This is a genomic window from Vibrio sp. Vb2131, from assembly GCF_033338535.1.
GTDB classification, from domain to species: domain Bacteria; phylum Pseudomonadota; class Gammaproteobacteria; order Enterobacterales; family Vibrionaceae; genus Vibrio; species Vibrio alginolyticus.
Genome location: NZ_JAWOSW010000031.1, coordinates 1 through 16262, shown reverse-complemented (window position 1 = coordinate 16262; position 16262 = coordinate 1). Strand labels below are relative to the sequence as shown.

The 16262-nt window shown below is 45.8% G+C and carries 16 protein-coding genes and 1 riboswitch; of the genes, 6 read left to right on the top strand and 10 right to left on the bottom strand.

The window, feature by feature from the left end; all coding sequences use genetic code 11:
- Positions 1-186: 186 nt before the first annotated feature.
- From R7E38_RS21960 to R7E38_RS21945, 4 genes are all read left to right on the top strand, one after another.
- The gene (locus tag R7E38_RS21960) at positions 187-447 is read left to right on the top strand and encodes a DUF2282 domain-containing protein (RefSeq protein ID WP_005378779.1); all 261 of its coding nucleotides are present in this window, start codon (positions 187-189) and stop codon (positions 445-447) included.
- Between the two features lie 99 nt (positions 448-546).
- Positions 547-1419, top strand: coding sequence for a DUF692 domain-containing protein (locus R7E38_RS21955; RefSeq protein ID WP_213890083.1), 873 nt, complete (start codon positions 547-549; stop codon positions 1417-1419).
- Entirely contained in the window at positions 1416-2174 is a 759-nt protein-coding gene (locus tag R7E38_RS21950) for a DNA-binding domain-containing protein (protein WP_054577293.1), read from the top strand. The genes R7E38_RS21955 and R7E38_RS21950 overlap by 4 nt, the downstream gene beginning before the upstream one ends.
- Before the next feature lie 10 nt (positions 2175-2184).
- The gene (locus tag R7E38_RS21945; protein WP_226084273.1) at positions 2185-2640 is read left to right on the top strand and encodes a DoxX family protein; all 456 of its coding nucleotides are present in this window, start codon (positions 2185-2187) and stop codon (positions 2638-2640) included.
- Between the two features lie 31 nt (positions 2641-2671).
- Here R7E38_RS21945 and R7E38_RS21940 read toward each other — a convergent pair whose 3' ends face one another.
- Positions 2672-2953: a hypothetical protein gene (locus R7E38_RS21940; protein ID WP_005378786.1), complete on the bottom strand. Its 282-nt coding sequence runs from the start codon at positions 2951-2953 to the stop codon at positions 2672-2674.
- A gap of 91 nt (positions 2954-3044) precedes the next feature.
- Positions 3045-4238, bottom strand: coding sequence for a multidrug effflux MFS transporter (locus R7E38_RS21935; RefSeq protein ID WP_005382927.1), 1194 nt, complete (start codon positions 4236-4238; stop codon positions 3045-3047).
- 107 nt (positions 4239-4345) lie between these two features.
- On the opposite strand from R7E38_RS21935, the gene R7E38_RS21930 reads away from it, so the two are divergent.
- Positions 4346-5287, top strand: a complete 942-nt coding sequence (locus R7E38_RS21930; RefSeq protein WP_005378791.1) for a LysR family transcriptional regulator — start codon at positions 4346-4348, stop codon at positions 5285-5287.
- A 203-nt stretch (positions 5288-5490) separates the two neighbouring features.
- Entirely contained in the window at positions 5491-7281 is a 1791-nt protein-coding gene (locus R7E38_RS21925; protein WP_025768964.1) for an aminopeptidase P family protein, read from the top strand.
- Positions 7282-7402: 121 nt separating this feature from the next.
- Here the strand turns inward: R7E38_RS21925 and thiH are convergent, their stop codons facing one another.
- From thiH to R7E38_RS21885, 8 genes are all read right to left on the bottom strand, one after another.
- Positions 7403-8515: a 2-iminoacetate synthase ThiH gene (thiH, locus tag R7E38_RS21920; protein WP_130545178.1), complete on the bottom strand. Its 1113-nt coding sequence runs from the start codon at positions 8513-8515 to the stop codon at positions 7403-7405.
- Positions 8516-8549: 34 nt separating this feature from the next.
- Entirely contained in the window at positions 8550-9317 is a 768-nt protein-coding gene (locus tag R7E38_RS21915; RefSeq protein ID WP_130545177.1) for a thiazole synthase, read from the bottom strand.
- 5 nt (positions 9318-9322) lie between these two features.
- Positions 9323-9577 (bottom strand): sulfur carrier protein ThiS, encoded by a 255-nt coding sequence (gene thiS / locus R7E38_RS21910; RefSeq protein ID WP_005378804.1) that lies wholly within the window; start codon positions 9575-9577, stop codon positions 9323-9325.
- A 38-nt stretch (positions 9578-9615) separates the two neighbouring features.
- Positions 9616-10389, bottom strand: coding sequence for a HesA/MoeB/ThiF family protein (locus R7E38_RS21905; protein WP_238852746.1), 774 nt, complete (start codon positions 10387-10389; stop codon positions 9616-9618).
- Positions 10376-11791 (bottom strand): thiamine phosphate synthase, encoded by a 1416-nt coding sequence (locus R7E38_RS21900; RefSeq protein WP_226084275.1) that lies wholly within the window; start codon positions 11789-11791, stop codon positions 10376-10378. Before R7E38_RS21900 ends, R7E38_RS21905 begins: the two co-directional genes overlap by 14 nt.
- Positions 11791-13731 carry a phosphomethylpyrimidine synthase ThiC gene (gene thiC / locus R7E38_RS21895; protein ID WP_005378810.1) on the bottom strand — a complete coding sequence of 647 codons (1941 nt, stop codon included), beginning with the start codon at positions 13729-13731 and terminating at the stop codon, positions 11791-11793. Before thiC ends, R7E38_RS21900 begins: the two co-directional genes overlap by 1 nt.
- Before the next feature lie 163 nt (positions 13732-13894).
- A riboswitch (TPP riboswitch) is annotated at positions 13895-13993 on the bottom strand.
- Between the two features lie 60 nt (positions 13994-14053).
- A complete protein-coding gene (gene crcB, locus R7E38_RS21890) occupies positions 14054-14437 on the bottom strand; it encodes a fluoride efflux transporter CrcB (protein WP_226084276.1) in 384 nt (127 codons plus the stop codon).
- Between the two features lie 123 nt (positions 14438-14560).
- The gene (locus tag R7E38_RS21885) at positions 14561-15943 is read right to left on the bottom strand and encodes a multicopper oxidase family protein (protein WP_170890947.1); all 1383 of its coding nucleotides are present in this window, start codon (positions 15941-15943) and stop codon (positions 14561-14563) included.
- Positions 15944-16262: the final 319 nt, after the last annotated feature.

Below are 16262 nucleotides of genomic sequence, written 5' to 3'. Positions count from 1 at the left end.
TTTGCCCAACACATCAATTAGTTATACCTATTTGACCCTGCAAACCCATTTACTTCAGAAATTTTTCTGAAAGTTTTTTAGCCAGTTTCCTATCTTTTAAGTTAAGCAAGTTGATAACAAAAACGCCAAAACAGGCGATTCATCTTGCCAACTTAAAGTAAAGGAAATCATTCAGAGGAATTTATTATGAAAAAGTCGAATCTAGCTGTTACTGCTGCTGTTACTGGTCTTCTAGCTCTTGGTGGCACAATGCTAACTGCAGCTCCAGCTGTCGCTGCTGAAAAAGAAAAGTGCTATGGCGTTTCTAAAGCAGGTAAAAACGACTGTGCAACAAAAAGCAGCTCATGCGCTGGTACTTCTAAAGAAGATAACCAAAAAGACGCATTCGTAGTCGTACCAAAAGGTCTTTGTGACAAGCTCGCTGGCGGTAGCACTTCTTCTTCATAATCTTTTATCGCTAGCTATTGTGAGGATGCGTTGACGCTCAACCAACGCAAAGCCAAGACGCATCCTTCTCTTCCCGCACGATTTGAAAAGGAGTTTCACGTGAAACACCACACCTTCCACGACCTTGTCGGAGTTGGATTAAGAACCCCTCACCTCGATTACTTTAGCCAAAACCAACCCGAGTTGTCTTGGTTAGAAATCCACAGTGAAAACTATTTCCAACCCAATGCAGCAGAGCGTCATCAACTACAAACGCTTCGCGAGCAATATCAAATTAGCTGCCACGGTATTGGTTTGTCGTTAGGTTCGGTGGAACGTGTTAGTCAAAAGCATCTTGCGCAACTTAAAGCACTGATTGGCTCAATCGACCCAATCCTTGTTTCTGACCATTTAAGTTGGAGTGAAAACGGCGGTCACTACTTTAATGACCTGCTTCCACTTCCGTATACGGAAGAAGCGCTAAACGTGTTCACTCGTAACGTGAATGAAGTGCAGGAATATTTGCAACGCGAGATCTTGATAGAGAACCCATCTAGTTATGTGAAGTTTCAACATTCGACCATCAGCGAATGGGAGTTTCTTACCGAAGTGCAAAAGCGCACTGACTGTCGTTTATTGCTCGATTTAAACAATGTTTATGTTTCGGCGTTCAACCACGGTTTTGATTGCGACACATACCTAGATGCGATTCCAGCCGACAAAGTGGATGAGATTCACTTGGCAGGTTTTACCATTAAACAACTCGACAAAGGTGAGATATGGATTGATACCCATAGCCGCCCAGTTAGCGATGAAGTTTGGCAGTTGTTTTCACAGTGGACAAAAAAACACGGTCCACGTCATACGTTGATTGAATGGGATTTGGATATCCCCGCGCCAGAAGTCTTATTAGGAGAAGCACAGAAAGCATCGCAACTACTGTTGCAAGGCACACTTCCAAGTGAACAAAGCGAACCAAGGAAGGCATCATGAATCTAGCCACCTTACAAAGCCAGTTTGCTAAAGCCCTACACTATCAAGCACTCGGCGAAGATTGCGATATTGCCAGTGATACGTTTACCGCTGATGAACGCATGCAGATTTACCGCAATAACTTTATCGTCAGCTTAAGCGAGGTGTTATCCGCGACCTACCCGATGGTTGAAGCGCTGCTTGGTGAAGAATGCTTTGAACAGATAGCTCGCCAGCATGTTCTTTCTTACCCATTAAAAGAAGGAAATGTGGTGCATTATGGCGAAGGCTTTCAAGACACCATCATGCAGTTTAGTCAGGTGATCGCACAAGCACCTTACAGCCCTGAAGTCGCACGCTTCGAGTGGCATATCGACCTAGCTCGTCAAGTACAGTATGAACAATCCAATGCAGCGGAATTAAAACCGCTTGCGTTACTTGGCGAAGTGAGTGAAGAGCAACAACCCGCTTTAGTCTTACACCTTAAAAAGGGCTGCCGCAGCTTTGACTCCAACTACGCAGTATTCGATCTATTTAGCGCGATTCAAACTGGGCAATTCGAACAACTTAATATCAACCAATTACAGCAAGGTGTCATCTCGATTCAAGCCAATGGAGAAGCCTTGTGTCACGCACTCGATGCCGATGTGTTCCAACTGCTGCAATGTTTAGAGCAGAAGCAGAGTTTGAGCGAAATACCTGAAGTTTTACTCGCTCATCTCAATCGCATCATGGCACTCGATATTGTTGACGGCTTTACATTGCAATCAATCTAAGGAGCACTCTATGACGGATACGGTTAAAAACTTAGTGAATCGGTACGATGATTTAATCAGTACCTTACAAGCAGGCTTTGTCCCTTTACTACTTCTCTTTTGTCGCTTTTGGGTTGCTTGGGTGTTCTTCAATTCAGGACTAATCAAAATCTCGTCTTGGGATAGCACGTTGTACTTATTTGAGCTGGAATACCAAGTGCCAATACTGCCATGGGAATTGGCGGCTTATTTAGGTACGGCTGCGGAGTTGGTTCTACCGGTGTTCTTGGCACTAGGACTGATTACCCGCCCGATGGCAGCAATTCTGTTTGTGTTCAACATCATCGCAGTGATCTCTTACCCACTGTTGTGGGAGGAAGGTTTTTATGACCACCAACTTTGGGGATTGATGATTCTTATCGTAATCGTATGGGGGCCAGGACCGCTGTCTTTGGACCACATCCTGAAAAAGAAAATGACGAGCTAAAAAAATCCCCGCATCATGCGGGGATTTTTTATTATTTATTCAAGTAAGCCAGTAGCTCTTCTGCTGAGATACCTTGCTGAGCGAGGTCTTTTGCCATCTGCTCGACTTGTTCATCTTTGCGTGACTCAATCACTTGCTGAAATTGGTACACGATATCACGCAAAATTGGCAGAGGTACTTGTTTAGCCGCACTACGAATACGCTCGGAGCTTTGATTACCCAGCTCATTAAGCAACTTGCCAAACATCACCTTTTCTGGTGAATCTTCCATTTGCTCTAGAATACGAGCCATTTCATACGTGGTTAACGACATTACTTTTTGAGTTCCGTTATGGTGTCAGGAAAAGTCTGAGTGACAAATATACACGCCTTACTTACATTGGAAAATACTAAATTACACTGATTTACGCTTTCGCAAAGCTCGAGTGCCAGTTCTTCCCTGCTTTTGTAAACAGAACGACCAACGCAGGTAATAGGACCCACATATGAATTGCGATCAAGGTTTGTGGATCCAGAGATAAGCGTTGCAGTGTACCCACCAACAAACCAGAGCCACTCATTTGGAACAATCCAAGCAGTGCAGCTGCCGTGCCCGCCTTATCACCAAACGGTTCTAACGCTTTCCCTGCCGCTGCACCCAGAATGAATGCAAAACCTACAGAAGACATGAAGATAGGTAACATGAAAGAAAGCGCGGTATTCTGACCATTCATCACTAGCATGATCACACCTGCGAGACCCAGAGTTGAGATCCCGGTGACCAAGGTGTTGTGAGTTCCAACGCGCTCCATAAACTTAGGCGCCAGCATACATGCCGCAATGTTTATCACCGCATTTACACCAAACCAGAAAGTGAATTCATTCATCGACAGCCCCATCCCCGTCATCAATACCGACGGTGCTGAGGTAACGTAAGCAAGAATAACCGCCATCGCCATCAAGCATAATGACGCATGGAAAACAAAAGATGGTGTGCTAAGCACTGCCCAATACCGACTAAGCTTAAACACGGCTTGCTTTTCTGTTGACGGGTTAGTCTCTTTCATCATGAAAAACATCAATGATCCAGACACCACAGCAAAACCCGCCATAAAGCTAAAGTTAGCACGCCAGTCAAATTGCTGAGTTAACCAGCTACCTAGAATTGGAGCTAAAGCCGGAATGAAACAAATCGCACCGTTAAGGTAGCTGATCATTTTGCCGCTTTTTTCCGGGCCAAAGATATCGCGAACTGTTGCAAAGGCTGCTACCGATGTCGCACACGCACCTAAGCCTTGTAGCAGTCGGGAAACCAACATCCACTCAATATTTTGAGCACTCCACGCCAATAAAGCGCTCATCGCGTAAATGGTGATACCGCCCAATGCAACAGTTCGACGTCCGAGTTTATCTGCTAGGGGACCTGCGAATAGCTGACCAACACCCATAGCAAATAAGAACCAAGTGATCGTGTCTTGTGCTAGCGCATTATCGACCTGAAAAGTGGAAGCAATAAGAGGTAAAGCAGGTAGATAAATATCAATCGCTAAAGGACTAAAAAGAACCAAAAGGGTCAATAACGCCATCTGTTTTTTACTATTAGAAAACTGGCTAGACACACAACACTCCGAATTGGATAAAGAACTTTGGGTAAAGCTTAATCATCTGATGATATGAATGGAAATGATGTATAATCATGAGCATTATTCCTCAGAGGAAATTCACTGTGAACGTCGAAAAACTGGCTCGTATCGATTTAAATCTATTGGTCTGCTTTAAAGTGCTGATTGAAGAGTTAAACGTTACTCGTGCGGCCCACCGATTGTGCTTAAGCCAATCCGCCGTAAGTAAATCACTGGCTAAACTGCGCATTCAATTTGATGACCCGCTTTTCACTCGAAACTCACATGGATTAACACCTACGCCGCGCGCATTGTTTCTTAAACCGAAACTGGATCTGTTGATAAATCAGTTAGAAGTGCTGACTCAACCCGAAGAGTTTTCTCCGCAAAGCAGTGAATACCGTTTTCAAATAGCAGCGGTAGAGAGTGTCTACCCTCTCATTCTGCCCCATTTCTTACCGGCGATTTTTCAACAAGCACCTGGCGTGACAATTAGCACACACCCGTGGTCGGATAATACATTTAAAATGCTTCAACGCGGCGAACTGGATTTAGGCTTAACTGGAAAAGATATCGATATAAACGATGCCAAGCTGACTCTTCAACCACCCGATGACATTTGCGAGTTGGAAATTTATCGTGATTACCAAATGTGCATCATTCGCAAAAACCACCCTGCGCTAAAACAACCTTGGAATCTGGAAGCCTATCTCGCCCTACGCCATGTACAAGTACGTTGTGATGGCAACGACCGTTGGTTGCTAGATTATCGCCTTGCAGATATTGGCGCCGACCGCGATATTGCCGTCACCGTGCCCGACTTTAACAGTGCCGCAAGTTTATGTTCATACACCGACTTTATCTTTACTGCGCCAAGTCATTTTGTGCAACTTGCGGCCAAACAGCTTGATTTGGTCGTGCTGCCACTACCGTTAGAATTCCCACCTATGGCTTACACTTTATTCTGGCACCGAGATAGAGAAAACGACCCTGCATTAGGCTGGCTACGTACGATGATCACACAAAAAACCGATCACCTTAGATAAAAACACCGCGCTCAATTTGCGCTTAGCGGCTAAAATGAGTAGCTTAACTGTCGTAGTCCTTTTTGGCTCATCTATGGCCTAGTTGTACTCCGACTCTATTGAAGTGATTGCGAACCTCAATGGAATCGTAAACTGCATGAAGCAGATGGAAACAGCTCCCACACCTGAGCATGAAGGAGCGGTAATTTGAAGGAATAACACAGATGCACAACGATACCCAAAGCCGCGTGAATGCAATTCGCGAATGGCTAGCACAACATAATATTGATGCCCTACTTGTCCCACATGAAGACGAGTACTTGGGCGAATACGTACCAGCGCACAACGAGCGTTTACATTGGCTAACTGGCTTTACTGGTTCTGCTGGTGCTGCGGTAATCACCAAAGACAAAGCCGCTATCTTTGTTGATGGTCGCTACACAGTACAAGTAACAAAGCAGGTTCCTGCTGATCTATTCGAATACCGTCACTTGATTGAAGAGCCTGCACTAGATTGGATTAAAGACCATCTTGCAAATGGCGCGTCTGTGGCAATCGACCCTCGCATGCACAACTCTGCTTGGCTAGACATGGCACAAGCAAAACTTGCAGGTACCCTTGAGCTTAAGATTCTCGATAGCAACCCAATTGATGAACTGTGGCACGACCGCCCTGCTCCTGTGGTTTCTGATGTTCGCCTAATGGCAACAGAAACAGTTGGACAATCAAGTGAAAGCAAACGCCAAGAAATCGCAGAGCTCGTGAAAAAAGCCGGTGCAGACAGCGCAGTGATCACAGCACTTGATTCTATCTGTTGGTTGCTCAACGTTCGTGGTCTAGATGTCTCACGTCTACCAGTTCTGCTTTCTCACGCGATTCTGCACTCAGACTCAAGCGTGGAATACTTCCTAGATCCTGCTCGCCTACCTGCTGAGTTTGACGCTCATGTTGGTGCCGGCGTGACGGTTCATCACCCAGAAGCATTGCAAGCACGACTAGAAAACCTAACTGGCAAGAATGTACTGGTTGACCCTGCAACAAGTAACGCATGGTTTAAATTGGTTCTACAAAATGCTGGCGCATCTGTGGTGAGTAAAGCTGATCCATGCCTAATGCCAAAAGCGGCGAAGAACGCCGTTGAAATCGCAGGTATGAAAGCATGTCATATCCGTGATGGCGTGGCGATGAGCAAGTTTCTATCTTGGTTAGATGCTGAAGTCGTTGCTGGTAACCTGCATGATGAAGCGACGCTGGCAGACAAACTGGAAGCGTTCCGTAGCGAAGACCCGACACTTATGGATCTTAGCTTCGATACTATCTCGGCAGCAGGTGGCAACGCGGCGATGTGTCACTACAACCACGAGAACCAACCTGAACCTGGCAAGCTAGAACTGAACACGCTTTACCTAGTGGATTCAGGCGGTCAGTACCTAGATGGCACGACAGACATCACGCGTACAATTGCGATTGGTCAGCCTTCACAAGAGATGATTAAACAATTCACTCTCGCGCTAAAAGGTCACATCGGTGTTGCACGTGCACGTTTCCCGAAAGGCACACGTGGTTACCAAATCGATACGCTAGCTCGTCAGCACCTGTGGGCGGAGGGCTACGATTACGATCACGGTACTGGTCACGGTGTCGGTCACTTCCTAAGTGTTCATGAAGGTCCGGCGAGCATTTCGAAGAAGCAAATCGACGTGCCTCTAACAGAAGGTATGGTGCTATCCAACGAGCCAGGTTACTACCGTGCGGATGCGTTTGGTATCCGTATCGAGAACCTAGAGCTTGTTGTTGAAACCCCAACTAACGGTGACTTCCCTGTTCTATCATTTGAGTCGCTAACACGCTGTCCAATCGACAAGCGCAATATCAACGTTGATATGCTAACTCGTCCAGAGCTTGCTTGGTTGAATGATTACCATCAGAAGGTATGGGATGAGATCAGCCCACTTGTTGAGGGTGATGTGAAAGAGTGGCTTCGTCAAGCAACGCTACCAGTAGCACACAGCTAGAAGCTAGAAGCTAGAAGCTAGAAGCTAGAAAAAAGTAGAGGGTTGATGTTTTGCATCAACCCTCTTTTTTTGCCTATGTTTCACGTGAAACATAACGATGACCAGTGGCTTTCTTTGCTACTTAACCAGAATACGCCGAGTGCCAATCTCGCCATACAGGGTCAAACCCTTTGGCTCGAATCATATCTTCCACAGAACCCGCACTTCGCTCATCACTGATCTCAAACTGCTCGAGTTCAACATCATCCATCGCATATCCACCCGGCTGAGTTTTAGATGCAGCAGACATACTGGTGATGCCTAACGGTAATGCATTGTCTCTGAACTTTGGTGATTCACGAGTCGATAATGACAACTCCACTTCTGGATTCAACAAGCGATAAGCGCAAATCAACTGCACAAGCTGCTTATCCGTCATGACTGATTTTGGTTGGAGCGCGCCCTCACAAGGACGCAAACGTGGGAAAGAAATCGAGTAACGAGTCTGCCAATACGTGCGCTCAAGATAGTCCAAGTGCGCTGCCACATAAAAACAGTCGGTACGCCACTCTTCCAACCCAATCAATGCGCCAATACCGATCTTATCGATGCCCGCTTTTGCAAGACGATCGGGTGTATCCAATCGGTATTCAAAATCCATCTTATTGCCACGCAAATGGTGCTCGGCATACGTCGAAGGATGATACGTTTCTTGATAGACCATCACCGCATCCAAACCCAATGTCTTGAGCTCAGCGTATTCGTCTTGACCAAGTGGCTGTACTTCCATTGCTAAATAGTTAAAACGTTGCTTAATCATCGGCACCATTTCGCGGAAGTATTTCATGCCCACTTTGGTTTCGTGTTCGCCAGTCACCAGCAATACGCTATCGAACTTCATGCGTTTAATGGCTTCTACTTCTGCAACCACTTCGTCCCGATTCAAGGTACGACGTTTGATTCTGTTCTCCATCGAGAAGCCACAATAAGTACAAGCATTGGCGCACAAGTTAGAAAGGTACAATGGAATATAAAGCGACATGGTATTGCCAAAACGCTTGCGAGTTGCCGAGTATGACAACTGCGCCATTTGCTCTAAGTACGCTTCAGCCGCTGGTGAAATTAGCGCTTTAAAGTCTTCCAAATCACGCTTGGGTTTATTCAATGCTCGCTCGACGTCTTTTGCCGTTTTCGCATAGATCGACATCGAAATGTCATCCCAATTAAGCTGCTTAAATTGTTCAACGAAGCTCATGTTTTCCTCGCTTATTAGCTAAATCAATCTAGGGCTAAAGCTCATCTAGGAATGACGTCAGTGGACTCGACGCAACCGCATGAGAAACCTTACCAGCAAGTCCGGCTTCATAAGCCATACGCCCCGACTCTACCGCCAACTTAAATGCCTTCGCCATCGCAACAGGATCGCTCGAAGCTGCAATCGCAGTATTAACGAGAACGGCATCCGCGCCCATTTCCATCGCACGCGCGGCATGTGAAGGAGCACCAATACCCGCATCAACAATGACAGGAACATTGGCTTGGTCGATGATGATCTCTAGGAAATCGTGAGAAACTATCCCTTTGTTGGAACCAATCGGCGCACCTAATGGCATGACCGCAGCACAGCCTACTTCTTCCAATCGTTTACACAGAACCGGGTCAGCATGACAGTAAGGAAGGACAATGAAGCCCTCACGAACCAGTTGCTCAGCGGCAGCAAGTGTCTCAATGGGATCGGGCATCAAGTACTTCGGGTCTGGATGAATTTCTAGTTTTAACCAGTTAGTACCCAACGCTTCTCTCGCCAATTTTGCTGCAAACACAGCATCTTTAGCATTCTTTGCACCTGAGGTGTTCGGCAATAAGTTCACACCCGCTTGTACTAACGGCAACAAAATATCGTCTTGTTGGTCGTTCACATCCACACGCTTCAACGCCATGGTCGCAAGTTGAGAACCCGATACTTGAATCGCTTCTGCCATTAATCGGCTGTTGGCAAACTTCCCTGTTCCCGTGAACAGTCTTGATTCGAATTGTTTATCACCAATTTTAAGCATCGACTTTAACCCCCTGCGATCGCTTGAAACAAAGAGATGCTGTCTCCCTGTGAAAGAACTGTGCTAGCCCACTCACTGCGCGGCACAACATTGTTATTAATTGCAAAAACACAGCCCATTTCAGGCAGCGCAAATTGACTAATGATTTGCTGTAGATTCGACTCACTGGCAACTTGATGTGACTGGTCATTGATGACAATAGTGATCACATCTAAGTCAGCAGCGGTCATTTGTGTTGTTTGTTGTTCTGATAACGTCATTGCTTCCAACTCTCTTAATTCTGCCCATTACTCATAAGCTAAATCTGAGCACACACTTGGCACTGTTTGTCTTTACTTATCGCCATGGTTTGCCATTGCAGCTTCAATCCATCGAACAGGTGTAACTTGGCAGTCTCGACATGAAACTTTCCCGTCGCCAGTTTTTGAATTGCCGCTATCGCTTGGTAGTTGCCAAGTGTGCCCACCACCGGACCGACGACACCGCTGTCACTGCACTTTTGAGTTTGTGGTAATTCGTCGAACGGATACAAACAGCGGTAACAGGCTTTACTCTGCGCTTCTTGTTCACTTGGTGTTTGGTAATCAAAGACAGCGAATTGGCCTTGCCAACCAATTGCCGCCGCCGAGATGAGCGGCGTATTTTGCTCGAAACAAACTTGGTTAATTAGCTGGCGCGTTGGCATGTTATCGGTGCAGTCGAGCACCACATCCGCTAGCATCACCTCAAGCTGCAGCTGTGCTTTGTCCAATCGCTTATTGAGAGCACGAATTTGAACCATAGAATTAAGTTCAGTAAGTTGCTTTACAGTCGCTTCTGTTTTCGCAACTTGGAGGTCTTGTTCACGATAAATGATCTGACGCTGTAGGTTACTGCTATCAACTTCATCGTCATCAACCACAACCAATTTACCAACGCCCGCGGATGCCAAGTACAAACTCGCTGCGCTCCCTAAACCACCACAACCGATGATCAGCACATGCGATTTGTTCAAACGCTCTTGCCCAATTTCGGCAATTTCAGGCAGAGCGACTTGGCGCTGATAGCGAAGGAACTGCTTATCCGTGAGCATGTTCGCCTCTCTTGGTATCCGCTAATTCACTATTCTGATCAGTAAACGTTAGCTGTCTTTCCTTCATCAGTTGTGCGAAGAACTCGATGACGGACTGAGGTGATTCTGCCAACGTAATAGCTCGCACAACTGCCAAACTAGAAACACCTGTTTGCCAAACTTGGGCTGCATTAGATTGGTCAATACCACCAATCGCAACCGTCGGAAAGCCAAGCACATAGTCACTACCTACTTTGTCTTCTGAAGGACGGAAAGCAGCCTCTGCATTTGTATAAGGAATGCTATCAATCAACTTTTGATACAAAGCTAAGCGCACCAAACCTTGTGGTTTCGATGGCATCTGTTTAGTGGTGGTTGGGAAAATATGCCCTAGCGCGATGTAACTAGGATGAATTTGTACGATGCGCAGTAGTTCGTAATAACCATGCGTAGAAAGACCAAGACGAATGCCGGCTTTAGTTAGCTGAGCCAAATTCGATTCTTCTATGTCTTCTTGTCCCAGGTGAACGCCATAAGCGCCATGCTTGATTGCCAACTGCCAGTAGTCATTTATGAACACTTGTGCTTGATACTGACGGCCTAGCTCAATTGCTCGAATGATCTGTTGTTCTAAATCGGCTTGTTGTGGGTTCTTGATTCGCAGTTGAATAGTGTTGATGCCTAGTGGCAGTAGACGCTCAATCCAAGCAACATCATCAACGACTGGATAGAGCCCTAGACTTTGCTTAGTTAGAGTTGGAAAGCTAACGCTCTCACCTTGTGCAGACCAACCAACTTGAATACCTAGCCGGTTATCCTCTAGTACAGGTGTGGGGAAATCATCAAATTGGTCAGCCCACTGAGTAGATCTTCCCTCACCAAGGTTGTCATTCAACAGTGTTTCACGTGAAACATTCGCTTGTTGAGTTAGCATTCCTCGAGCAAGTGTTAACGCATCTTCGATAGGAAAATCGAGTACTGTCAGCGTTACTATCCAAGCAAGGTGATGTTCAGGATCGAACATTGCGTTGAATTTGGACTTAACGGAAAGCGCTCTCACTTCGTTGTTAATTGGGTGACGCCAGATATCAAGCTGAAGCACTTTCTCCTTTTCATCGGATACCTGCGTATCAGCAATGCCAATATGAATCGCTTTCGACGGTTGCTTAGCGCACGCTTCTACCGACAAAGCAGAACGGTAATAGAGCACAAATGAACTCTCATGCTCAGAGTCATAATCATCAATGAGATCAGTCGTTATGTGTGTGGTCTGTTGGCCGAGAACAAGCTGAATAGATTGAGTTGGGCTCACACCCAACTCAATGTCTTCGATGCTAAAACCCTGTTCTTTCGCCAACAACAAACATTGCTGAACTAAACCTGTCAGTTCAATCAACGATGACGGAATAAGGATTTTGCTCATTAGTCACTTACCTCGGCATGTGCTGCTGGGTGGTATAGCTCAGAACCTGACTCTCTAAATTCTTGCGATTTCTGACGCATCCCCTCAAGAGGGTCATCCAGCATTTTGATTGAGATAGCTTGGTCCGCAGCAACTTGCTCTGTGTCTTTCGCATACTCTCGAACCTCTTGCGAGATCTTCATCGAGCAGAACTTTGGCCCGCACATCGAACAGAAGTGGGCAACTTTTCCAGACTCTTGAGGCAAGGTTTCGTCATGGAAAGCGCGCGCGGTATCAGGGTCGAGTGATAAGTTGAATTGGTCTTCCCAGCGGAACTCGAAGCGAGCTTTAGAAAGCGCGTTATCACGCACTTGTGCGCCTGGGTGTCCCTTCGCTAAATCAGCGGCGTGCGCAGCAAGCTTATAAGTGATCATTCCTACTTTCACATCTTCTTTGTTTGGTAAGCCAAGATGCTCTTTCGGAGTTACGTAGCAAAGCATCGCACAGCCATACCAACCAATCATGGCTGCGCCAATACCTGAAGTAATATGGTCGTAACCAGGAGCGACGTCTGTCGTGAGAGGACCAAGCGTATAGAAAGGAGCTTCATGACAGTGCTCCAACTGCTCTTCCATATTCTCTTTGATCATGTGCATTGGAACATGACCAGGACCTTCGATAATCACCTGTACGTCATATTCCCACGCTATCTTGGTTAACTCACCAAGGGTACGAAGCTCTGCAAATTGCGCTTCGTCGTTAGCATCAGCAACCGAGCCAGGACGCAGACCATCACCAAGAGATAGTGCGACATCGTACTTAGCACAGATTTCACAGATCTCTCGGAAGTGGGTATATAAGAAGCTTTCTTGGTGATGCGCTAAACACCATTTCGCGATGATAGAACCACCACGAGAGACGATGCCAGTAACGCGTTTTGCAGTCATTGGCACATAACGAAGTAGTAAACCGGCATGGATAGTAAAGTAGTCAACGCCCTGCTCTGCTTGCTCAATCAGGGTATCGCGCATCACTTCCCAGTTAAGGTTTTCCGCAACACCATTCACTTTCTCGAGCGCTTGATACATTGGTACGGTACCGATCGGAACCGGACTGTTACGTAGAATCCACTCGCGAGTTTCGTGGATGTTACGTCCAGTAGAGAGATCCATAACGGTATCTCCACCCCAACGCGTTGCCCATACTAACTTTTCTACTTCTTCCTCAATCGAAGAAGTGACCGATGAGTTACCAATGTTTGCGTTCACTTTGACCAAAAAGTTACGTCCAATGATCATTGGTTCGGATTCTGGGTGGTTAATATTGGAAGGGATAATAGCGCGACCTTCGGCGACTTCTTTGCGCACAAATTCGGCGGTAATATCTTTTGGTAGGTTCGCTCCGAAGCTTTGACCCGGATGCTGTTGATTCAGCACTTCATCGCGATACTTGGCACGCCCCATGTTTTCACGCAGCGCGATATATTCCATTTCTGGGGTAATAATACCTTTGCGAGCATAGTGCAATTGGGTCACACAATGGCCATCTTTGGCACGTCGAATACGTGGTAGATTGCCGTAACGAAGATCGTCTAGTGTTTCGTCTTCTAAGCGTTCTTTGGTGTACACCGAGCTTACTTCATCAAGTAGCTCAGTATCGGCACGCTCTTCAATCCACCCTTCTCTCAGCTTAGGTAAGCCGCTATAGAGGTCTATGGTGTGCTCTGGATCTGTGTATACACCCGAGGTATCGTAAACGCGTACTGGCTCATTAGGCTCGAAAATAGGCGCTTCTTTTGTGCCTCCAATAAGGCTATCAGCGAGTGATATTTCACGCATTGGCACACGAATATCTGGACGTGAGCCTTCTACGTAGACTTTGCTTGAATTGGGGTACGGTTGTACCGAGAGTGTATCAATGAACTGTTTTGCTTCCAGTCTCGCTTGTTTGCGACTCGACATAGCATTTTTCCTTGCTTTGTTATACTAGATAAAAAGTAATTGGATAAAAATGCTTGGCGGATAGATGCGACAAGAGGAGTCAAATTAAGGCTAGTTAAAGCTTACGATATTTGCCTGTAACAACATTCGACTTTTGATAGGTCAACCAGAAAGAACTCCGGTGTGAATATCTTCTCTTGTTCCCTTCGCAGATTCTAATCTGATCAGGTTCAACGGATCCCGAATTAACGGTCTCAGCCTTATGGCACTCCGACAAGTGATGTCAGTATATAAAAACGGCTTGGTGAAACCAAGCCGACCTGTTCAATTTTTAACTACTTTGCTAGCTGCGCATCAATAATTGAAAGCCTATCCACGCAGCTGAAATACTTAACACTACATTCAACAATACGTTCAACCCCATCTTAAAGAAAGCGCCCTGCTGCATAAGCAACACATTATCCATCGAGAAGGTGGAAAACGTCGTTAGTGCCCCTAAAAAACCCAAGCCAATCACTTGTCGCCAAGGTTCCGTTGCCAAAAGTGCATTATCGAAAGCTGCTATCAATAAGCCCATCATAAATGAGCCAACAACGTTAACGGTTAACGTACCATATGGAAAACCACGACCAAGTAGCATCACACAAAGTTCAGAAATTAAGTAACGAGAACATGCACCAAATGCGCCACCCAATGCAATAAAACCCAAAACGGATAGTTGCCCCATAATTCCCCCAGAAAAGTTAATGGCGACATTGTAATCAAATTTACGGCAATAGTGATTATACAATCTTAGAATTCAGCAAAGTATAGCGCTTAAAACTTATCAAGATTTTAAAAGTTACAGGAGTCACTTTACTTCGATGTAACCCATCAAACCCGTCTTCATGTGTTCAATTACATGACAATGGTACATCCAACGCCCTGGGTTATCTGCAACAAATGCCGCTTTCGCACTGCCGCTTTTTCCAAGTAAGACCGTATCGGTATGAAACGGTTCGTCGAGTTTTTTGCCATCTAACTCAAGAACCGTAAATGTGTGTCCATGAAGATGAATAGGATGATGATATTGGGTGACGTTCTTTAGGTTGAAGATATAGGTTTTTCCCATCTCCAATGTTGAAAGCGGCGCTGGAATATTATCTTTGCTCATTCCCTCCCAAGCCCGTTTGTTCATCAGCCAGAACTTAGGTATCGCTTTGCCCGATTTATCAGCAGGAGTGATCGCCCCCTCCCACTCAAACACATAATCGATTTGCTCTGCATTTTTCAAATCGAGAGCTGGCACAGGGTTGAGAGGTAACAAAGGCAGTTTCTGGTTGCTCGGCAAGTCAGACTCAACAACGTCAAACTCGCACAAAGGGAATGGGAAGCGTCCTTTCATTTGACGCACATAAACACGTGTTCCAGCCTTCGGAGCAATCAATCCGACATCCAACCTCATTCCTGGACCAATTTTGTGCTGAGTGAGCTTATAAGGCGCTTTAACAGGATTACCATCAATAGCAATAACCCAAGCCTCTGCACCTTCAATAGCGATCGGGTAAGTAATGGTATTATCGACATTAGCAATTCTTAATCGCGTGGTAGCATTCTGCTTCAGCGCATAAACAGGTTCATGCACACCATTGACGCTACTCCACTCTCCGGGAGTCCCCATACGAGCGCTCAAGCGCGGTACCATAAGGTTCTTCCACTGACCTTGTTTGTCTAAATGCCAATGCTTTAGAACGACTTCATGCTCTTCATCAAACTGAACCGGCTCTGCCTCTTCAACGACAATTAGCCCGACTAAGCCCATACCAAGCTGCTTCACACTATTCATATGTGGGTGATACCAAAATGTGCCCGCATCTGGTGGTGTAAATTCATAAACGAATGTTTCACCTGGCATGATAGGCTGCTGGCTCAAGAAAGGGACACCATCCATTTCAATAGGGATTCGCAAGCCATGCCAGTGGATTGTAGTCGGCTCTGAAAGCTTGTTAGTAAACCGAATTATAACTTTCTCGCCTTGGCGACAACGAATCACAGGCGCTGGAATCGAACCATTAAATGCGAGTACGTCTGTGTTAAACCCAGGGACCAATTCTGCAGTAGAAGGTTCTGCAGTGATATCGTATATATATTGCCCCTGCTTATTAGTGCTCCTAGATAGAGAACATGCAGGTAGAACGGCAAGCGCGGAGATTGCTAAGGATGATTGAAGAAAGCGTCGACGAGATATATCCATACATAGTTACTCATTAATCCAGATCGGTTGAGTGTAACTAAATATAAATAGTGATTCCCCTTTATTATTAAAATTTCGGGCCACTGATCATTACAGCTAACTGTAGTTTCGTTCGTTCAGTAGATTAAATGCAGCCAAAGTACAGCAGAAAGCCATACTTACGGGATAAGAGTAGAAATAAGCTATAATAATGAGAAGAAACCAGATACAAAAAAGGCTCTGACCTAAGTCAGAGCCTGATATATGGCAGGGGTGGAGAGATTCGAACTCCCAACACGCGGATTTGGAATCCGCTGCTCTGCCAATTGGAGCTACACCC